The sequence below is a fragment of the Pseudomonadota bacterium genome (assembly GCA_039028155.1).
Classification (GTDB): Bacteria; Pseudomonadota; Alphaproteobacteria; order SP197; family SP197; genus JANQGO01.
This window is the reverse complement of sequence record JBCCIS010000011.1, coordinates 96,724-116,925: the sequence shown is the minus strand read 5'-3', so window position 1 is coordinate 116,925 and position 20,202 is coordinate 96,724. Positions and strand designations below refer to the sequence as shown.

The following is a 20,202-nucleotide window of genomic DNA, read 5'->3' as shown; positions in this document are numbered from 1 at the left end:
TCGCGTCGTTCGCCGGATGTCACCCGGCGTTGCCTGTTGCTTTCTTAGCTGCATCGCCGGCCCGCTCCCCCACCCGACCACCCATGGCAGTATCCTCGGGGTGGTCTCGGCGAAAACGCCTCTCGGCGTTTTGCCCCGGTGGCGGGGGAGCGGGCTGGTACCGATTCTGCGTAACGCATTAGACTGGCGGCATGCGCCCGGAGATCCTGTTTCCCGTCTTCATGCCGGTCACCGGCCTGCCCGGCATTGGGCCCCGGCTTGCCAAGCTGGTCGAGCGGGTTGCGGGCGAACGGGTCGTCGACTTGCTGTGGCTGCTGCCCACCGGCATGGTCGACCGGCGTCACGCTCCGGATATCCGCGACGCGGAGCCCGGCCAGATCGTCACCTTGCGGCTGACGGTCGGCGAGCACCAGCCGCGGCGCAACCGCCGCCAGCCCTACCGCATCATCTGCACCGACGATACGGGTTCCCTCATGCTGGTCTTCTTTCACGCCAAGGAAGACTACCTGAAGCGAACACTGCCGACCGGTGAGCTAAGGATCGTGAGCGGCAAGCTGGAGCGTTATGGCGACCGTCTTCAGATGGTGCATCCCGACCACATTGGGACCGAGGAGGAGTTTGCCGAACTGGCCCGGGTCGAGCCGGTCTATCCGTTGACCGAGGGCCTGACGCCAAAAACGCTGGCCAAAGCCATGCGCGCCGCACTCGACATGGCGCCCGAGCTTCCAGAGTGGCAGGACCCGGCCTATGCGGCCAAACAGGCCTGGCCGCCTTGGCAAGAAGCCTTGCTGGCGGCCCACCATCCGCGTGACCGCCATGATCTGAATCCGCAGGCCTTGTGTAGGCGCCGCCTCGCCTTCGATGAACTTCTCGCCAACCAGCTCGCGCTGGCGCTGGTCCGGGCGTCGCAAAAGAAGGCGCGCGGGCGGCCGCTTCACGGCGACGGCCAACTGCGTGAGAAGGCGCTGGCGAAGCTGCCGTTTTCTCTGACGGGCTCGCAACAGACGTCGCTCAACGAAATCGCCGCCGACATGGCGAGCGAAGAACGCATGCTTCGTCTGCTGCAGGGCGATGTCGGCAGCGGCAAGACGGTCGTTGCCTTGATGGCCATGCTGATCGCGATCGAGGCCGGTTGCCAGGCGGTCCTGCTGGCGCCGACCGAAATCCTGGCGCGCCAGCACGCCGCGACGATCGGCACCTTGATCGCGCCCCTAGGCCTGAAGACCGTGCTCTTGACCGGTCGCGACAAGGGCAAGAAACGCAGCGAGAAACTCTTGGCGTTGGCCGACGGCTCGGCATCGATCGCCATCGGCACGCACGCCCTGTTCCAGGACGATGTCGAGTACCGTGACCTCGGCCTCGCGGTAATCGACGAGCAGCACCGGTTCGGCGTGCATCAGCGCCTTATGCTGACCGGCAAGGGGCGCGGCGTGCACGTGCTGGTCATGACCGCGACGCCGATCCCGCGCACCCTGCAAATGACCGCGTTCGGCGATCTCGATGTGTCGCGGCTGACGGAGAAACCGGCAGGCCGCCAGCCGATCGCGACACGCGCCATGCCGCTGGAGCGGCTTGATGACGTCATCACACGGGTACGCCGCGTCATCGATGACGGCGCCCAAGTTTACTGGATCTGCCCCCTGGTCGAGGAGTCCGAGACCGGCGATCTGGCCGCCGCCGAAGAACGCTATGCGTCCCTGGAACGGCTGTTCGGCGACAAGGTCGGCCTCGTGCACGGCCGCATGAAAGGTCCCGAGAAGGACGCGGTCATGGAGCGTTTCGTCGACGGCGCGATCAAGGTCCTGGTCGCGACCACGGTGATCGAGGTCGGCGTCGACGTGCCCAACGCCACCATCATGGTGATTGAGCACGCCGAACGGTTCGGCCTTGCCCAACTACATCAATTGCGGGGCCGTGTCGGTCGCGGCACCAAAGCGTCGGCCTGCCTGCTGCTTTATGCCGCGCCGCTCGGGGTAACGGCAAAGGCGCGCATCAACATTCTGCGCGAGACTGAAGACGGCTTTGTCATCGCCGAGGAGGACCTGCGCCTGCGCGGCGCCGGCGAACTGCTGGGGACACGGCAAAGCGGTTTTCCCGAGTTCCGTCTGGCCGACGTGATCGAACAGGCAGAGCTGCTGGCCGCGGCCCGCGACGATGCGCGTCTTATCCTGGACCGCGACCCGGAGCTTGCCAGCGACCGCGGCAAGGCACTGCGGGTCCTGCTCTATCTGTTCGAGCGTGACTCCGCCGTGCGCTTGCTTCGATCCGGTTAGGCTTGGCTGTCGTCGATCCAGGTCTCCTGATAGGGCCAGCCGGCGCCCATCTGGTTGGCCGGGCTGCCGTGGAAGTTCTGAATGCGTTTGGTGATACCGTTGATGTCGTTGGTGAAAAACGGAATGAACGAACCACCGTCGTCATGCAGCAGCGTGCAGGCCTCACAATAGATCTCCAGGCGCCTCTCCGGATCGGTTTCGACGCGGCCCATGGCGAGCAGTTCGTCAAACCGTTCGTTGCACCACCCGGTCTCGTTCCACGAACCCCCGCACTGATGTGCGATCGTTAAGATCAAGTCGGCGGTCGGGCGCGAATTCCATCCGGTCACGCAGAGCGGTACCTGCATCCAGGTATGGCTCCAGTAACCGTCGTCTGGCACGCGGTTGATGTCGATCGTGACGCCCGCCTGTTTGGCCTGCTCCTGCAAGACCAGACTGCAATCGATTGCGTTCGAGTTGGCCGCGTTCGAGACATTGAGTTCGATCGAGGACAGGCCCGACTTATCCCAATAGAACTTCGCCTTATCGGGGTCGAAGTCGTGCTGCGGGATATCGCGACAATAGGTCGGCAGGCCGGGGTTGACCGGAAAATCGTTTGCCACCTGGCCGTGACCGAGGAGGACGTTGTCGACGAGGTACTGGCGATCGACCGCATGCTTGAGCGCGAGGCGCACGTTGACATCGTCGGTCGGCGCCCGGTCCGTCATCATGATCCAAGCGAACCACGCTCCAGACGCCGAGGAGATGATTTCGACGCCCGGGTCCTGCTCCATCAGATTGGCGACCTTAGGCTCGATGTTGCGGATAATGTCGACATCGCCGGTCCTGAGCGCGTTCGAGCGCGCGACGTTATCGGGAATGCCCATGGTGATGAAGCTATCGACGTGACCGGCATCGGCGTTCCAGTAGTTGGTGAACTTCTCGGTGACCGATTCCTGTCCCGGCGAGAACTCGACCAGGCGATAGGTGCCCGTCCCGTTGACCGGGTCGCCGTCGACCCATCCCTCGGCAACGATCGACGTGTGGTAGTCGTAGCCCAGCATGACCGGGAAATCAGCGTCGCCCGAGTTGAGCGTGATCTTCACCACATGGTCGCCATCCGCCTTCATATCGACGATCGGCGCCAACAAAGGCTTGGCCGGTGACTCCGAACCTTCCTTGATGTGTTCGGTAATCGAATAGATCACGTCGGCCGAGGTGAACGGCTTGCCGTCGTGAAACTCGACGCCTTTGCGCAGCTTGAACGTCCATTCCGTGGCGTCCGCGTTGGTCTCCCATTCTGTGGCGAGGTTTGGTACGAGTTGCATGTCACGGTCGAGGTTCGTGATTCGGTCATAGACCTGATAGGAACGTTGGATGTCGGTGGAGTTCGTCATCTTGGTCGGGTCGAAGGTCTCCTCCGAGCCCGCGTATTCGGTCGCGACCGATACGGTGCCACCCGCTTTCGGTTCTGCCGCGACACCGTGGTGCGACAACAAGGTCGTGGCGGCTGCGGCCGTGACGCCTAAGGCGCCGGCGTGGCCGACAAACGTACGCCGGTCCATGCGACCGGCCTTCACCTCGCCAACCATCCACGTGAGTTTCGTGTTGTCCATGACCTGCCCTTCCCTGCTTGATGATGTATTCAATCATCCAAGGACGCTGGTCGATGCGCACGCCTTGCCGCGACCTTCGCCAGCGCCTCGGCACCCGTGTTTGGAAAGTTTACATCTTCGCGCGCGTTTCCAAAGCAGGAAACGCAGGTCCGGCGTCGCCTGTGTCAGTCTGCGGCTTGGCTGTTGCCGCCCTTGACCGGCACCGGTTCTTTGACCGCGCCCTTGGCCATCTCAGGTGTCACGACGCCACCGGAGATGACGAGCTTGATACCCTGCTCGACGGTCATGCTGAGGAAGATGACGTCCGTCTTTGGCAGAAACAGGAGATAGCCGGATGTCGGGTTCGGCGTGGTCGGCAGGAAAACGTTGACGACCTCGTCCTGGATAGCGTCCTGCACCTCGCCCTTCGTCGTGCCGGTAGCGAACCCGATCGCCCAGCAGCCTTGCCGCGGGTACGGGATAAGCACGACGTCTCGAAACGCCCGCGAATTCTGGGTGAAGACGGTCTCGAAGATCTGCTTCAGCGCCGAATAGATGCTGCGCACGATCGGCATACGATCGAGCAGGTTCTCGCCGACCCGAACGACCGTGCGGCCGACCAGCCCGGTGGTCAGCCAACCGATGAGGGTCAGCACGATTACCATGATGACGACGCCGATGCCCGGGACGGCGAACGGCAGATAGGTCTCGGGGTTGTAGCGAAGTGGGATCAGCGGAACGATCTTCTCGTCGATCAGGTTGATGACCAGCGAGACCAGATAGATCGTCAATGTGATCGGCGCGACGACGATAATGCCGGTGATGAAGTAGTTACGGCATCTAAGCCAAAAGCTCCGCTTGGGCGGATGCGGGTCGTCGTGTGTACCTTTTATGTCGCTCATGGGTCTCCACGGGGCGATTCGGGCGCACTATGGGGACCAAGCCGGCCCGACGCAAGCAAGCGCGCACCACGATGTGATCGCGGTTTGAGTCATCCGATCACCGGTTTCCGCGAGTAAACTGTGATAGACCGTTCTTATCCAGGATACCTGATGCCGACCGATCACCCGTCTCATCCAACGCTGGCCGCACTGGCGACCGCCGTACCCCGGCATGTGTTAAGTCAAGACGACGTGAGAACGGTGGGGGAGCGCCTTTTCCACGCGGATTTCCGCGATCTCGACCGGATGCTCGCCGTCTACCCGAATGCCGGTATAGAGCGGCGATACTCCTGTGTGCCGCTGGAATGGTATTTAAACGAGCACAGCTTCGGCGAACGCAATGCGCTCTACATCGAGAACGCCGTCGCGTTGCTTGAGGAGGCCGCTGCCCAGAGCTTGGACCAGGCTGGACTGACGCCCGGCGATATCGACATCATCGTGGTGGTCTCGACATCCGGCATCGCGACGCCAAGCCTTGACGCTCTGCTCATGGAAACGATGCCGTTCCGCCGCGACGTCATGCGGCTGCCGATCTTCGGTTTGGGATGCGCCGGCGGGGTGATCGGGCTGTCGCGCGCCGCGGCGATGGCCCGCGCCCACCCCGGAGCTCGCGTCCTTTATCTTTGTGTCGAGCTGTGTGGCCTGACCTTCCGTCACCTCGACCGCTCCAAGAGTAACTTCATCGCCACGGCCCTCTTCGGCGATGGCGCCGCCGCCGCCGTTATTGCGACGGATATCGATGGCGCGGCGATGACCCATTGGGGCGAGCACACCTGGCCGCAATCGCTCGACATCATGGGCTGGAACATTGTCGACGACGGTTTCGGCGTGCTGTTCTCACGCGATATCCCCGCGATGGTGCGCCAGGAGTTTCGCCGGGTGACCGAGGACTATCTGAGCAACCAGGCCATCGGCCTCGACGACATCGATGCGTTCCTGTGTCACCCAGGCGGCGCGAAGGTTGTCGCGGCGTTGGAAGACGCGCTCGACCTCGGCCCCGACGCCCTCGCGCTGTCACGTGAGACCTTGCGCGACTACGGCAACATGTCGGCGGCGACGGTTCTGTTTGTCCTGGCGCGCGCGCTGGACCAGGGAAAACCTGGCCGTTGTCTCCTGTCGTCGCTGGGGCCGGGTTTTTCGGCCGGTTTCCTAACCCTCGACGCGGCCTGATGTGGCTCTACGCTATCGTTGCGTTTGTGGTCCTGCAGCGGCTGGCCGAGCTCGTCGTATCGGCGCGCAACACAAAACAGCTTCTGGCCGCCGGCGCCCATGAAGCCGGTCGCAGCCACTACCCGCTGATTGTTGCACTCCATGTTCTGTGGCTGATCGCGCTGCTCGTCTTTGTCGACCCGGCGACCGCGCCGAACTTCTGGCTGCTTGGCGCTTTTGTTTTGTTGCAGGCGGCGCGCGTCTGGGTCCTCGCAAGCCTGGGACCGCGCTGGTCGACACGCATCATTGTGCTGTCCGATGCGCCGCTCGTGGTTCGTGGTCCCTACCGCTTCATGCGCCATCCGAACTATGCGATTGTCGCCGCTGAAATCGCGGTGCTGCCGCTCGCCTTCGGCGCCTGGCAGATCGCCCTTGTGTTCACGGTCTTGAACGCAGCGATGTTGTGGTGGCGCATTCGTGTCGAAGATGAAGCGCTTGGTCGTCGTTGAGCGGACCGACCGCAGGGGCTAGGTTGGCCGTACACACCAAAGGACGTCACCGTGGCAGATTCTGACCCCAGACCCGTCGTCTTCGGCGCGACCTATAGCGTCTACACGCGCATCGCGCGGATGGCGCTCGCCGAAAAAGGCGTCGACTATCGCCTGGAAGAAATCGATATCTTCGCAGAGGACGGCCCGCCGGACGGCTACCTGGACCGCCATCCTTTCGCGCGCATCCCGGCGTTTCAACACGGAGACGTCAACCTCCACGAGACCGCCGCGATCTGCCGCTATGTCGATGAAGCGATTGACGGACCCACGCTGACGCCGAGCGATCTTGCGACCCGCGCGTTGATGGCCCAGACGATCGGCGTTCTGGACAGCTATGCCTATCGCGCCCTGGTCTGGGATGTTTTCGTCGAGGTGGTCGCCAAACCGCAGGAAGGTGGCGAGACCGATGCGGCGCTTGTCGATGCCGGCATGAAAACCGCGGCGATCGTCACGGCGATACTGGATGGTCAGCTAAAGCGATCGGCGTACCTTGCCGGTGACAACGTCAGCCTGGCCGATGTTCACGCTTGGCCGATCTTCGACTACTTCCAACGGGCACCCCAAGGCCGTGACCTCATCAGCGGCTGCGGCAAGCTGTCGGCGTGGACCGCGACCATGGCCGCACGTGATGCGGCGAAGGCAACAGCCTATCCAGATTGAGTGAGTTTGGTTGAATGACTGATCCTAGTGATCGCGAGCCGGCACGGGACCCGCAAGACCTGGAGCGTCTGCTGATCGCACGCCAATGGGCAGGTGATGTCGAGGGCATGGTCGCTCTCTACGAACCGAATGCCATCCTCGATCCCGGTGACGGGCGGTTGGCGGTCGGCAGAGAAGCAATCAGGACGTTGTTCGCGGATGCCGTCTCGAATGGTGAGAAGTTCAGTGCCGGCGAGCAGAGCCCCGCCGTCGTCAGCGGAGATCTGGCATTGACGTCGACCCACCTTCCCGACGGCAGTGTGACTGCTGAGGTCGCCCGCCGGCAGGATGACGGCACGTGGTTGTGGGTCATCGATCGATATGCGGTGGCTTGAGCCGGTGCCGCGCTGACCTTCGTCAACCTTTGTGTAGGCTTCACGCTTCGCGGTGTCTCATTTACAACTTGGTTTCGACTTCGCTCTTCGGCGCATTTGACAAGCCTGTCAGGTCACGACGTCGACGCACCACAGGTAACCCTCGGGGTCGTAGATGAAGGCTTCGCGCGTGCCGTGGCCTTTCGTCGTCGCGGGTTCGAGCACCTTGTAACCCAGACGATCGGCCGCGGCGCAGGCTTCGTCTGGATCGCGGCCGTGGACACGGATCTCGCAGCCGATGCCGCGGTCCAGGTCGGCGGTCAGGCTGCGAAAGAGCGGGTGGCCGTCATAGGTGTGGTCGGCATGCAGCATCCATGTGGTGTCGTCGTAAGCGAACGACGCGAAGTCGACGCAAACGTACTCGGCCTTGGCACCCAGAACTTCGGTATGGAAGGGAACGCAGTGCTCGACCTCGCGCACCAGAAGGTTCAGCGTCACGCCCTTCATGCGTTTGGCGTAGTCGCCGGTCGACATCCACCAGTCGTCGGGATTGCTTTTGACAGTCATTCGATGCCCCTTCTCTATTCGCCCGTGATCGCCCAGCCGCCGTCGACGACGAAGGTCTGACCGGTGGTCCATCGGCTGGCCGGCGCAGCAAGGTAGACGGCGATGCCGGCAAGGTCGATGGGATCGCCGATACGGCCCAATGCCGTCGCCTTCTCCGCCGCGGCCAGGCTGTCGGGGTCTTCCCAAAGCGCCTTGGCGAAGTGCGTCTTCACCAGGCCCGGTAGAATGGCGTTGGCGCGAATGCCATCCGCTCCGTGGGCCACGGCCAGGTTCTTCACCATCTGCACGTCCGCGGCCTTGGTCAGGCAGTAGGTCCCCAGGTAGTCGCTGCCGTGCAGCGCGCCGGTCGACGACACGATGACAATGGAACCGTCGCCACGCTCGGCCATCCCGGGTATCACCAAACGGCACAGCTTCATGACGTTGCGGACATTGACCAGCATGGTCTTGTCGTACATGTCGTCGGGGATATCCAGGAACGGACCGTAATGCGGGTTGGCCGCGGCGTTGCACACCAGCGTGTCGATGCGCCCCCACGCACCCAGGGTCGTCTCGACCAGCGACTCCAGTTGATCGGCATGGCTGACATTGCACGGCACGGCCATCGCTTCGTAACCCATCGACGTCAGCGTCTCGGCGACCTCCAGACAGCTCGCCTCCTTGCGGCTGGAGATCACGACGCGCGCGCCGTGAGCCGCCAGGGCTTCAGCGGCCGCGCGGCCGATGCCGCGCGTCGAGCCGGTGACGATGGCGACCTGGCCTGACAGGTCAAACAGCTGCTTCGGGTTGCTCATCGTCGTCTCCTTGGGTCTGTGATTTCGCGGGTTGGCGCAGCCTGCTCGCCGGGATCTTGCGAACACGTTCGCGCCCGATCAGCCAGGTGTCGAAGCCGCCGGGAAAGAGCTCGGCAAAGGCCTCGTCGAAGACATCCAGGCCGCCGGTATAGGCGCCGAACGCCGGAAGAACGGTGCGGACGCCATTGCTGGCGAAGCAGCGTCGCCGCAGCGATTTGCCCCGCACCCTGACGGTGGCGCAGGGATGCAAATGGCCCGCGATTTCGCCGGCGACGCCGCTGGCCTGGGGTTCGTGGCGGAACAGCAGCGGGCCGATCGCAATCTCCTCGACACGTTTGCCGCCAATGTCATCGGGCAGTTCGGGATCGTGGTTGCCGGCGATCCAGATCCAGTCGCGCGATCCCGTCAGTTTTTGGATGCTTGTGCGATCGTCGTCGTCCAGGCGTCGACCGGCATCGGTATCGTGAAAGCTATCGCCCAGGCACAGCACGACCTCGGGTTGGCGGCGCGCGATCACGTCGCCGAGCGCTTCGAGTGTGGCGCGGCTGTCATAGGGGGGCAGGAAGAGGCCGGCGCGCGGCGCGTAAGATGTGCCTTTCTCAAAATGCAGGTCAGCGACCGCCAGCACGCCGTACTCCGGCCAGTAGACGGCGCCCGACAGATCGACCTCCAACGTAACCCCGTTGACGATCATAACATCCGGGTCGCGTCGTCGATCAGTTCGGCCTCGACCTCGTCAAGCAGGTCGTCCATCGCCTCGCCCTGCACCATCTGCTTACTGATCTCCAGCATGATGGGAACGGCGAGCGGCGACACCTGTTCGAGCTCCTTAACCACGATCCGCCCCTTGATCCGTTTCAGCATGTCGCCCAGCCGGCGCACGTCGAGCAACCCGCCGGCCGCCTCCGCCCATGTCGCCTGCAGCAAGACGTGGTCGGGTTCGTAGCGCCGCAAGACGTCATAGATCAAATCAGAGCTGAAGGTCACCTGCCGGCCGGTTTTTTCTTTGCCTGGGTGACGCCGTTCGATCAGCCCAGCGACAACCCCGACATTGCGGAAGGTGCGCTTGAGAAGGCTGGACTCCGCCATCCACTCCTCGAGATCGTCGCCCAGCATGTCCTCGTCAAACAGAGCATCAACCGCTTCGACCGGCTTCAGGCCCCAGATCGCGAGAGCGTAGTCGTTGCACATGAAGCCGAGCGGGCCGAGGCCACGCCGGTCCATGCGACGGGTCAAGAGCATGCCGAGTGTCTGGTGCGCGGGCCGGCCTTCGAAGGGGTAGCAGACCATGTAGAACTTGCCGCCGCGCGGGAACGATTCGACCAGCAGGTCACCCGGCCTGGGCAGGACCGAGCGCCAGGCCTGAATGTCCAGCCAGTTGCGGACGTCGGCGGGTAGTCCGCGCTGGCGGTCTTTGGAGGCCAGGACGGCGCGCAACCGTTCGGCGACGTTGGTGGTCGGCGGAAACTTGCCGCCGCCATAGACCGGTACCTGCGGCTGATCGGACTTGGCGGGGCTGACGATGACGACCATGTCGCGGATGCCTTCCAGGCTCCAGATCTGACCGGCGAAGGCGAAGGTGTCGCCGGGCTCCAGCCCCAGGATGAACCGCTCTTCGATCTCGCCGATCTCGCGACCGCGCTTGCGCTTCACCTTTAGGACCGGGTCCTCGACGATGGTGCCGACATTCATGCGGAACTGCTGGACCATGCGCGGGTTGGCGATGCGCAGCCGCCCGTCCTCTGTCGGGTAAAGGCGCTTGTACTTGTCGTAGGCGCGCAGCGCGTAACCGCCGGTCGCGACGTAGTCGAGAACACGGTCGAACAGCGCGCGGTCGATGCGCGCATAGGGCGGCACGGCGATGATCTCTTCATAGAGAGCATCGGGGTCGAATGGTCCGCTGCACGCGACCGCCAGAATGTGCTGGGCCAGCACGTCGAGCCCGCCATCGTCGCGCGGCGCGCCATCGATGACACCGTCGCCGATGGCTTCGAGCGCCGCCTGGCATTCCAGAAGTTCGAAGCGGTTGGCCGGCACCATCAACGCCTGGCTCGGCAGGTCGAGCCGATGATTGGCGCGGCCGATGCGCTGCAGCATGCGCGAGATGCCCTTCGGCGCACCAACTTGGATAACCAGATCGACCGAACCCCAGTCGACGCCCAGATCAAGTGTCGAGGTGCAGACGACAGCGCGCAGCGTGCCGCGTGTCATCGCCGCCTCGACCTTGCGGCGGTTCTCCACCGAGAGTGAGCCATGATGAAGCGCGATCGGCAGGTTGTCGTCGTTGAGGCGCCAGAGCTCCTGGAAGATGATCTCGGCCTGGCTGCGCGTGTTGACGAAGATCAGCGCCGTCTCAACGCTCTTCAGGATCTCGTAGATCTCGGGGAAGGCATGGCGCGCCGTATGGCCGGCCCACGGCACCCGCGCGCCGGACACCAGGATGCCGATATCGGGCTTGGCGCCACCGGATACCTGGATGCGCTTCACGTTGTCGCCCGAACCAAGATAACCCTCGAGCTTCTGAGGTTCGGCGACCGTGGCCGACAACCCGACACGCCGGTGCCCGGGCGACAGCGCCGCCAGGCGGGACAGCCCGAGGGCGAGTTGGTCGCCGCGTTTGGTGCCGGCGAGCGCATGAAGTTCGTCGATAACGACGAAACGCAGGTTGCCGAACAGGCGCGGCGCGTCTTCATAGGAAATCAGCAGGGCGAGCGATTCCGGCGTCGTCAGCAGGATGTCCGGGGGATCGCGGCGCTGGCGCTGACGACGCGACGACGGCGTATCGCCGGTGCGCGCCTCCAGCCGGATCGGCAGGCCCATGTCCGCGACGGGTGTTTCGAGGTTGCGTTTGACGTCGACCGTAAGCGCCTTCAAGGGCGAGACATAGAGCGTGTGCAGCCCTTCGCCTGCCGCGCCGCCGGCCAGATCGATCAGGCTGGGCAGGAAGCCGGCCAGCGTCTTACCGCCGCCGGTTGGCGCGATCAGCAGACATGAGTGGCCGCCGGCGACCGCCTCGACCATTTGAAGCTGATGGGGATGGGGCGCCCAGCCCTTTGACTCGAACCAGCCGGTGAAGCCTGACGGCAGAACGGCCGGGGGGCTGGATGTTGCGGAAACGAGCGCCATATGGGCATCATAGCGTTTGGCGACAAAAGGGGAACACACATGGCCGGTACGGCGCCGACTTGGCTGAGGCCCGTTCCGGGCGGCCTCTATTGCGCGCCCGGCGACTTCTACGTCGATCCGACCCGTGCGGTCGATCGTGCCGTCATCACCCACGGTCACGCCGACCACGCCAGGGCGGGCCACGGCAAGGTGCTGGCAACGGCTGAGACGTTGGCGATCATGGCGGCGCGCTACGAGGAAGAAGACACACCAGGCCGCCAAGCCTTGGCCTATGGCGAAGCGGTCATGGTTGGCGAAGTCACCATTCGTTTGATCCCGGCGGGCCATGTGCTGGGCAGCGCGCAGGCGGTTCTCGAGTACAACGGCGAACGCATTATCGTCTCCGGTGACTACAAACGACGCCACGACCCGACCTGCGCGCGTTTCGCGGTCGAGCCGTGCGATCTCTTCATCACCGAGGCGACCTTCGGCCTGCCGGTCTTCCGGCATCCCGACGATGGCGAGGAGCTGGGCAAGCTCTTGGCATCCCGGCAGACTTTCCCTGAGCGCGCCCACCTTGTCGGCGCCTATACGCTGGGTAAGGCGCAGCGCATCATCGTTCGGCTCCGGGAACTCGGCTTCGACCGGCCGATCTATATCCACGGCGCACTTGAGGGCATTAATCGGATCTACACGCGGTTCGGCATCGATCTCGGTGAGTTGCGCCTGGTGATGGAGACCGAGAAGAAGGAGATGGCCGGCGAAATCGTTGTCGCGCCACCCTCGACGCTGAACGAGCGCTGGTCACGCCGCCTGCCCGATCCCGTCACCGTCTTCGCGTCCGGCTGGATGCGGGTGCGTGCCCGCGCCCGCCAGCGTGCCGTCGAACTGCCGCTGGTCATCTCCGACCACGCCGATTGGGATGAACTCAACACGACACTGGACGATGTCGGCGCACCCCATGTCTGGGTCACGCACGGGGCGGAAGAAGCCCTCGTCCATGCGGCAACGGAGCGCGGTTTCGCGGCCAAGGCGCTCGCACTGATCGGCTATGAGGACGACGCCGAATGAAGGCGTTCGCAGACCTGCTCGACCGGCTCGCCTACCAGCACAGCCGCAACGCCAAGCTGGAGCTGATCAAGCGTTATGTGGCGGACGCGCCGGACCCGGATCGCGGTTACGCCATAGCCGCCATGACCGGCGGGCTGGAGTTCCGCTACGCCAAGGCGGGCCTCGTGCGCGGCCTGGTCATGGAGCGGGTCGATCCCATCCTGTTCGGCCTCTCCTATGATTATGTCGGCGATCTCGCCGAGACCGTCGCACTGATCTGGCCGCCGGAACCCGGCGCCAATCGCATACCACCGCTCGGCGAACTCGTGGAGACGCTGAGCCAGGCAGGCAAGAGCGAGTTGCCAGGCGTGTTGGCGCGTCTGTTCGATGCGATGGGGCCGAACGAGCGCTGGGCGACCATCAAGCTGATCACCGGCGCGCTGAGGGTCGGCGTGTCGGCCCGGCTGGCCAAGACGGCGCTCGCCTCTCAGTGGGGCCGTGAGCCCGATGAGATCGAGGAGGTCTGGCATGCCGTCGAGCCGCCTTACGAAGACCTCTTCGCCTGGCTGGAGGGACGCGGTCCCCGCCCGGATCCCGCCAAGAGCGCGGCGTTTCGCCCGGTTATGCTGGCGCATCCCCTGGAAGAACGGGATCTCGAGACCCTGGATCCCGCCGATTATCGCGCCGAATGGAAGTGGGACGGCATCCGGGTGCAGGTCGTCGGCGAAGCCGGACGCCTCAGGCTTTATTCAAGAACCGGAGACGAGGTCGGCGCGTCGTTTCCCGATCTGGTCGGCGCCCTGGATATCGATGCGACCTTGGACGGCGAGCTGCTTGTCGTGCGCGATGGCCACGTCGCGCCCTTTAGCGATCTCCAGAAACGACTGAACCGTAAAACTGTTAGTAAAAAGATGCAATTAAGCCATCCAGTTCACGTTCGACTTTATGACGTGTTGATGGAGGGTAGTCAGGATGTTCGCGACATTCCGTTCGACGAGCGGCGCGGGCGCCTGGAGGCTTGGTTCGCCGCCAACCAACCGCCACTGATGGATCTTTCGGTCCAGGTGCCGTTTGCCGCCTGGGACGAGCTGGCGGCGCTTCGTGAGGGCGAGCTGGCGCCCGGCGTCGAAGGGTTGATGCTGAAGCGCGGCGACAGCGCCTATGTGCCGGGCCGGCCGAAAGGCCCGTGGTTCAAGTGGAAACGCGACCCGTTCCTGGTCGATGCGGTCTTGATGTACGCCCAACGCGGCCACGGCAAGCGCTCGTCGTTCTATTCGGACTACACGTTTGGTGTCTGGCGCGACGGCGATCTGGTGCCTGTGGGCAAGGCCTATTTCGGCTTCACCGACGAGGAGATGAAGGACATCGACCGCTGGGTGCGCAACAACACGACCGAGCGCTTTGGCCCGGTCCGCGAAGTCGCCAAGGAACTGGTGTTGGAGGTCGCGTTTGAGGGGCTGCAGCGCTCTACGCGGCACAAATCCGGCGTCGCTATGCGATTCCCCAGGATTTCACGCATTCGCTGGGACAAACCGGCCGGTGAAGCCGACGTTATCGCCAACCTGGAAGCACTGTTGCCGGATTAGAGCGGACCGCGATCTGTTGCAGCGGCTAGCTGCCGCGCGCTTCGGCCACCAGGGCCTCCAATTCCGCGCGACCAACCGCGCCCGGGACCAATTCGTCCCCAATGATGAAGGCGGGCGTGCCGCGAACGCCAAGCGCCCGGGCGAGCTCATAGTTGTTGTTAAGATGCTCGTCGATCGCCGGGTCATCCATATCGGCGCGCAGCTGCTCGGTGTCGAGGCCGACGCTTTCCGCAAGCGCCATGATCGAGGCTTCGGAAAAGTCGATGTCGGCGACCATCAAGGCCTCGTGAAACGGTTGATAGAGACCCTGGTTGCGTGCGGCGAGCGCGGCGCGCGATGCCACAACGGACGGATCGCCCAGGATTGGAAATTCCTTATAAATCAGCCGGATACCCTGATCGTCGGCAACCGTGGCGAACAGGTCGGGTGCCGCCCGCCGGCAGTAGCCGCAGCGATAGTCAAAGAATTCCACGATCACGACATCGCCGTCCGGGTTGCCGGTTTCCGGGGCTTCCGGGTCGCCGTAGATGACATCGGCCAGGCGCGCCATGTTCTCTTGGGCCTGAGCCTCCTCGTTAGCCGCCATCTGCTGCTCATAGGCCTGCAGCGCTTCGATGACGACTTCCGGGTTCTCGACCAGATACTCGCGCACGATCTGTTCGACCTGCTCTCGGCTCAGCTCAGGCAATTCCTCCGCCGCGATTGCCGGCACAGCGGAAAATGCCAAGAGGCCGCCGAGAAAGAGTGTTGAGAATAGGCGCATACATCGACTCCTTTACCCGCCCGTTTAGGCGTTTTCGGCCCCTTTGGTCAAATAACCCCTGAGTGAGGTCAATCTGCGCCCGCGTCAGACCTTGCCATACGGACGAGCTCGCGCAAGGTCGGCTCGTCGAGTGTGCCGATAAACAACGCATCGCCGACGATGAAGGCCGGCGTGCTGTCGATGCCGTCCTCCCGGGCGGCAGCCCGATAGGCGGAGAGTATGGCGGCGGTTTCCGGCGAATTTGCGTCCTCGCGTAGTTTTTGGCTGTCCAAACCGAGGCTTTCAGCCAGTTCGACCATGGCCGCCTCGGTCCAGGTGACCGTCGAGTACATGAGCGCCCGGTGGAACGGGCCGTAGGCGTCTTGATTGGCCGCTGCCACAGCGAACTTCGCGGCGGTGTCGGATTCCGGCCCCAAAATCGGGTATTCGACCAGGACGAGGCGTATGCCGGGGTCGCTGTCGACGAGGTCTTGGATAACGGGCGCCATCCGCCGGCAATGGGGGCAGCGGTAGTCGAAGAGTTCGATGATCGTTACGTCGCCCTCGCTGTTGCCTTCGATCAACAGCGGCCCTGCGGCGGCGAGCCTCTCTTCCAGGGCGGCCTGGTCGACGGTCGTCAAACTCCGGCCGTCGACGGTCGGACCGAAGAAGCCGGACTCGCGGCCCACCACCGCAATGGCGGCAACGATCAAGACCATCATGATCGTGCGGCTGCCGCGTGCGCGCCGAGACATCAGCTCGTTCACGTCGTCTGGTTCGCGTTGGTGGCCAGAAAACCGCATGGCAACACCATGGCGGCTGAACGACCGAACGTCGAGGACCTTGCGCGGTTCATCCGCATGTCCGGCTTGAAGCCGGTGTCCCGCGTAACACCTATTACTGAACGAGCGTCACGATCATGTGCCAGGAGGCCGCGGCCCCTCCGCAGCGACGACAGGAGACGATACCCATGTTCCCGACACTGCCACGACGTCCGTTCTTGGCGGGCCTTACGGGCGCCGCCGCGCTTCCATTGTTCTCTCTCCCTTCCCTGGCCCAGCGGCGCGTACCGCGTATCCGCTCCGACAACGACATCCTGCACCTCGACCCGTTTGATTTCATAGGCGGTGTTGAGGAAACGCTGAAGATGGCCTGCCTCATGACCCTGGTGCGTTATGTCGAGCAAGGCAGTACCGAGGTCGAGCCCTATGCGGCCCAGTCTATCGAAGCGATTGACGACCGCACGGTGCGCTTCGTGTTGCGTGACGACATCTTATGGTCCGACGGCTATGGACCGCTGAGTGCCGAGGATGTGAAGTTCTCCTTTGAGCGCATTGCCGATCCGGACGGCGGATCACCCTGGCAGTACACCTGGGAGGCGCTCGACCACGTCGAGGTGGTCGACAACCTGACCGGCATCATTCACATGAAGCAGCCGTTCGCGCCGCTCTTTACGACGTCGCTGCCTGCATTGGCCGGCAGCATCGTCTGCAAGCGGGCTCTTGAGGATGTCGGCGGCACGTTCACGACCTCGTTTCCTGCGCAATGCGGACCCTATCGTCTGGTGGACTGGCAGCCATCGGTGAAGATCGTGCTGGAACACAATCCGGATTGGGCGGGGCCGGAGCCCGATTTCGACGGTTTCGAAATCTTGGTCATTCCTGATGACAAGACGGCTGAAATCGCGTTCGAGGCCGGCGAACTGGATTTCACGGAGGTGACCGTCGATTCGATCCTGCGCTATCGCGACAACCCCCCTGAGGACAGTCGCCTTATGGAAGCCCCGCCTTCCGGATACAGCTGGCTCGGGATGAACACGGATCATCCCAATCTACAGGACGAACGGGTGCGTCGCGCCATCCAGTATGCGGTGGACATCGATATGATTTTGCAGGGCGCCTATAGCGGCCTGGCCGGGCCGGCAACGGGCATCATCGGACCAGGACAGATCGGTCATCGCGACGCGCGCATGGTTACCGGACGCGACCTCGACCAAGCGCGCAACCTGCTTGCCGAAGCCGGCGTGCCCAACGGTTTTCAGACGACGCTCTCCTGCCTTAACGACACGACGTCGCGGACCGTCTGCGAGATCATTCAGGCCAATCTATCGGAGGTCGGTATCAGTGCCGACATTCGGACCTATGACCCCGCCGTCTATTGGAACCTGGGTGTGGAATCCGAAGGTGACGACTGGCGGGACCTTGAACTCACCTTGATGCGCTACAGCACGACCGCCGATCCCGCCTATATGACCGTCTGGTTTACACCCGAACAGATTGGCGTGTGGAACTGGGAGCGCTGGGCAAGCGATGAGTATGGTGCGCTTAACGATGAAGCCATGAGGGAGATGGACGCGACCAAACGCAGCGACAAGTACGTCGCCATGCAGGACCTGATGGAACAGTCGGGCGCCTATCACTTTATCACCGATGGCGCGCGCGCCGTCTTGACCCGATCCTGGATGCAGCCGTTCCTTTTCTTCGGGCGCGCGGTTTCCCTGCCGCAATTCAAGCTCGTCTGAGCCATGGTGCCGGCGCATGACGGCGACTATTGTTGACCGTCCGACGTTTCGAGTAGGAGGCCTCCATGCGCATGATCCGAAATCCCGTTCCTTGGCCCGGCGGGGCGACCTGCGCCGTCGCCTTCACCTGGGACGTCGACGCGGAATCCGTCCTGCAGATCGACCATCCGGACACCGCGCACAAGCGGTTGTTCAGTCTGTCGGCGATGCGCTACGGCCCGGAGACCGCGGTGCCGCGAATCTGCGACATCCTGTCGGAGTTCGGCCACAAGACGACGTTCTTCGTGCCGACCTGGGTCGCCGAGCGCTATCCCGCCGCCATGGAGCGCATGCTGGGCGACGGCCACGAGATCGGTCACCACGGTTACCTGCACGAAAGCCCGAACCTGCAGAGCCCTGAAGACGAGGCCTATTGGTTCCAGCGCGCCCATGAAGGGCTGGAGGCGATTACCGGCCAAAAGATCACGGGCTATCGTGCGCCTAGCTTTGACGTCTCGCCGGTGACCCAGTCGCTCCTGAACGACGCCGGGTACCTCTATGACTCCTCGCTGATGGGCGACGACGTGCCTTACGTCATGCGCGAGAGCGGACGCGACCTCATCGAGATACCGGCGACGATCATCCACGACGATTGGCCGCACTTTTCGCACAACTGGGACCTTGGCGCGACCAACCAGATCTCGACACCGGCGCGCGCCAAGGAGCTTTATCTCTCAGAGTTCGATGCGGTGTGCGACGACGGTGGTCTATGGGTCGGCGTCTGGCACCCCTGGATCTCAGGCCGCCCGGCGCGCGCGAAGATGATGTTCGAGATGATCGAATACATGCAGTCGCGCGCAAACTGCTGGTTCGCGCCGCTGAAGGACATTGCCGCGCACATCGCGACGATCACGGCCGATGGCTCCTGGACACCGAACGTGCACCAGATGCCCTACCATCCGGGCAAGCTGGCGGAGTGGGACAAGACGACGTGGCAGCCTTCGACGCCGAAAACCGCCGCGACGGGAGACTAGCGCGTCTCCAGCCCGCACCAGTCGGCGATGAAGAGCGCGATCGACTTGGTCACCTGCTTGCACGACTCCAGGTTCACGCGCTCGTCGAAGCCGTGGATGTTCTCGGCCACCGGCCCATAAACAAGCGCCGGCATGTCGGCGTAGAGGCCGAAGAAACGGGCGTCGGTGGTGCCGGTCAACATGCGTTCTGGCAGGTCGTCACCATAGATCGCCTGATGGCTTGACCGCAGGATAGCCTCGACTTCGGTGCCTTCTTCCTGAACGAAACCTTCGGCCTGAAAGCCGTCCCAGGTGATCTCCGGCGGGCTGTTGGCGAGGAACGGGTCGTCACGCGCGGCGTCCTTCAGGCACGTCTCGATCTCCTGGCGGGCCTGACCCAGGTCCTGGCCGGGAAAGAGGCCGGCGCGCATATGGAAGGTGCACCAGGCCGGCACGCTGGATGCCCAGTCGCCGCCCTCGATCTTGCCGACGTTGAAGTTGAGTGGATGGTCCATGTGGCCATAGCGGTCGTGGCCCCTGGCGTTCCAGGCGTCCTCCAGCTTGTGCAGTTCGCCGATCAGGCGATAGGCCGCCTCGATCGCGTTGGCGCCGCTGCCGGCATAGGCGACATGGACGGGATGGCCACGCACGGTGACCTGGAACCACATGACGCCGACCTGGCCGCGCATCAGGGCGTCGCCCATGGGTTCGGGAATCAAGGCGGCGTCGCCGCGGTAACCGCGCTGCAGGCAGGAAAGCGCGCCGTTGCCGGTGGATTCTTCCTCGATCACGGCCTCGATGAAGACGTCGGCTGCCGGTTTGAATCCGGCGCGTTTCAGGGCTTCCAGGGCGAACAGCCCGCATACCCAACCCGACTTCATGTCGCCGGCGCCGCGTCCATGCATCCAGCCGTCCTTGATGACGGGGTCGAAGGGCGGTGTCTGCCACATCTCGTGCGGGCCTTCCGGCACCACGTCGATATGTCCGTTGATGACCAGGGAGCGGCCTTGCGGATTCGATGACCGCAAGCCGCCGACCGTCACATAAGCGTCTTGGTAACCGTCCAGCTTCGGCGAATAGCCCGGCATGTCCTGAATGTCGGCAACGTCGATCTTCCAGCGATCGACGGCGAATCCGCGAGCACCGAGTTCGCGCGCCAGAAAATCCTGTGCGGTCGCCTCCTGACCTCTGAGCGAGGGAAAGCGGACGAGATCCTGGGTAAAGCGCACTTGTTCGTCGAACCCGTGCTCGACCGCAGCGGCAATTGCCTCTGCCTCTTTCTTTTCGACCATGTTTCCCCCGGTCATGCGTTCGCGAGGAGCTTAGAGGCGTCCCTCGCCTACG

At 63.6% G+C, this 20,202-nt stretch carries 18 protein-coding genes; 9 read left to right on the top strand and 9 right to left on the bottom strand.

The window, feature by feature from the left end; all coding sequences use genetic code 11:
* The first annotated feature begins 191 nt into the window (after window positions 1-191).
* Window positions 192-2,273, top strand: a complete 2,082-nt coding sequence (recG, locus tag AAF563_08485; GenBank protein ID MEM7121296.1) for an ATP-dependent DNA helicase RecG — start codon at window positions 192-194, stop codon at window positions 2,271-2,273.
* On the opposite strand, the gene AAF563_08480 is transcribed toward recG, so the two are convergent.
* Both AAF563_08480 and AAF563_08475 read right to left on the bottom strand, forming a co-directional pair.
* Entirely contained in the window at window positions 2,270-3,868 is a 1,599-nt protein-coding gene (locus AAF563_08480; GenBank protein ID MEM7121295.1) for an ABC transporter substrate-binding protein, read from the bottom strand. The genes recG and AAF563_08480 overlap by 4 nt on opposite strands.
* Window positions 3,869-4,032: 164 nt before the next feature.
* Window positions 4,033-4,749, bottom strand: coding sequence for a DUF502 domain-containing protein (locus AAF563_08475; GenBank protein ID MEM7121294.1), 717 nt, complete (start codon window positions 4,747-4,749; stop codon window positions 4,033-4,035).
* Window positions 4,750-4,899: 150 nt separating this feature from the next.
* On the opposite strand from AAF563_08475, the gene AAF563_08470 reads away from it, so the two are divergent.
* The 4 genes from AAF563_08470 to AAF563_08455 are packed head-to-tail and all read left to right on the top strand — an operon-like array spanning window position 4,900 to window position 7,522.
* Entirely contained in the window at window positions 4,900-5,958 is a 1,059-nt protein-coding gene (locus tag AAF563_08470) for a 3-oxoacyl-[acyl-carrier-protein] synthase III C-terminal domain-containing protein (protein MEM7121293.1), read from the top strand.
* The gene (locus AAF563_08465; protein MEM7121292.1) at window positions 5,958-6,446 is read left to right on the top strand and encodes an isoprenylcysteine carboxylmethyltransferase family protein; all 489 of its coding nucleotides are present in this window, start codon (window positions 5,958-5,960) and stop codon (window positions 6,444-6,446) included. Before AAF563_08470 ends, AAF563_08465 begins: the two co-directional genes overlap by 1 nt.
* A 51-nt stretch (window positions 6,447-6,497) precedes the next feature.
* Window positions 6,498-7,148, top strand: coding sequence for a glutathione S-transferase family protein (locus AAF563_08460; protein MEM7121291.1), 651 nt, complete (start codon window positions 6,498-6,500; stop codon window positions 7,146-7,148).
* Window positions 7,149-7,162: 14 nt separating this feature from the next.
* Complete coding sequence (locus tag AAF563_08455) at window positions 7,163-7,522, top strand: nuclear transport factor 2 family protein (protein ID MEM7121290.1); 360 nt, start codon at window positions 7,163-7,165, stop codon at window positions 7,520-7,522.
* A 108-nt stretch (window positions 7,523-7,630) separates the two neighbouring features.
* Here the strand turns inward: AAF563_08455 and AAF563_08450 are convergent, their stop codons facing one another.
* The 4 genes from AAF563_08450 to AAF563_08435 are packed head-to-tail and all read right to left on the bottom strand — an operon-like array spanning window position 7,631 to window position 11,988.
* Window positions 7,631-8,068 carry a VOC family protein gene (locus tag AAF563_08450; GenBank protein MEM7121289.1) on the bottom strand — a complete coding sequence of 146 codons (438 nt, stop codon included), beginning with the start codon at window positions 8,066-8,068 and terminating at the stop codon, window positions 7,631-7,633.
* Window positions 8,069-8,082: 14 nt separating this feature from the next.
* The gene (locus AAF563_08445) at window positions 8,083-8,862 is read right to left on the bottom strand and encodes an SDR family oxidoreductase (protein ID MEM7121288.1); all 780 of its coding nucleotides are present in this window, start codon (window positions 8,860-8,862) and stop codon (window positions 8,083-8,085) included.
* Window positions 8,837-9,556 (bottom strand): ligase-associated DNA damage response endonuclease PdeM, encoded by a 720-nt coding sequence (gene pdeM / locus AAF563_08440; GenBank protein MEM7121287.1) that lies wholly within the window; start codon window positions 9,554-9,556, stop codon window positions 8,837-8,839. Before pdeM ends, AAF563_08445 begins: the two co-directional genes overlap by 26 nt.
* Window positions 9,553-11,988 carry a ligase-associated DNA damage response DEXH box helicase gene (locus AAF563_08435; GenBank protein MEM7121286.1) on the bottom strand — a complete coding sequence of 812 codons (2,436 nt, stop codon included), beginning with the start codon at window positions 11,986-11,988 and terminating at the stop codon, window positions 9,553-9,555. The genes pdeM and AAF563_08435 overlap by 4 nt, the downstream gene beginning before the upstream one ends.
* A 39-nt stretch (window positions 11,989-12,027) precedes the next feature.
* On the opposite strand from AAF563_08435, the gene AAF563_08430 reads away from it, so the two are divergent.
* Entirely contained in the window at window positions 12,028-13,038 is a 1,011-nt protein-coding gene (locus AAF563_08430; GenBank protein MEM7121285.1) for a ligase-associated DNA damage response exonuclease, read from the top strand.
* Entirely contained in the window at window positions 13,035-14,603 is a 1,569-nt protein-coding gene (locus AAF563_08425) for a cisplatin damage response ATP-dependent DNA ligase (protein MEM7121284.1), read from the top strand. The genes AAF563_08430 and AAF563_08425 overlap by 4 nt, the downstream gene beginning before the upstream one ends.
* A 25-nt stretch (window positions 14,604-14,628) precedes the next feature.
* On the opposite strand, the gene AAF563_08420 is transcribed toward AAF563_08425, so the two are convergent.
* Window positions 14,629-15,366, bottom strand: a complete 738-nt coding sequence (locus AAF563_08420; protein MEM7121283.1) for a DsbA family protein — start codon at window positions 15,364-15,366, stop codon at window positions 14,629-14,631.
* Window positions 15,367-15,434: 68 nt separating this feature from the next.
* A complete protein-coding gene (locus AAF563_08415; protein ID MEM7121282.1) occupies window positions 15,435-16,148 on the bottom strand; it encodes a DsbA family protein in 714 nt (237 codons plus the stop codon).
* Between the two features lie 167 nt (window positions 16,149-16,315).
* On the opposite strand from AAF563_08415, the gene AAF563_08410 reads away from it, so the two are divergent.
* Entirely contained in the window at window positions 16,316-17,866 is a 1,551-nt protein-coding gene (locus tag AAF563_08410; protein MEM7121281.1) for an ABC transporter substrate-binding protein, read from the top strand.
* A gap of 65 nt (window positions 17,867-17,931) precedes the next feature.
* On the top strand, window positions 17,932-18,879 hold the full coding sequence (locus tag AAF563_08405; GenBank protein ID MEM7121280.1) for a polysaccharide deacetylase: 948 nt from the start codon (window positions 17,932-17,934) through the stop codon (window positions 18,877-18,879).
* Here the strand turns inward: AAF563_08405 and AAF563_08400 are convergent.
* Window positions 18,876-20,150 carry an ArgE/DapE family deacylase gene (locus AAF563_08400; GenBank protein MEM7121279.1) on the bottom strand — a complete coding sequence of 425 codons (1,275 nt, stop codon included), beginning with the start codon at window positions 20,148-20,150 and terminating at the stop codon, window positions 18,876-18,878. The two genes, AAF563_08405 and AAF563_08400, sit on opposite strands and share 4 nt — an antisense overlap.
* Window positions 20,151-20,202: the final 52 nt, after the last annotated feature.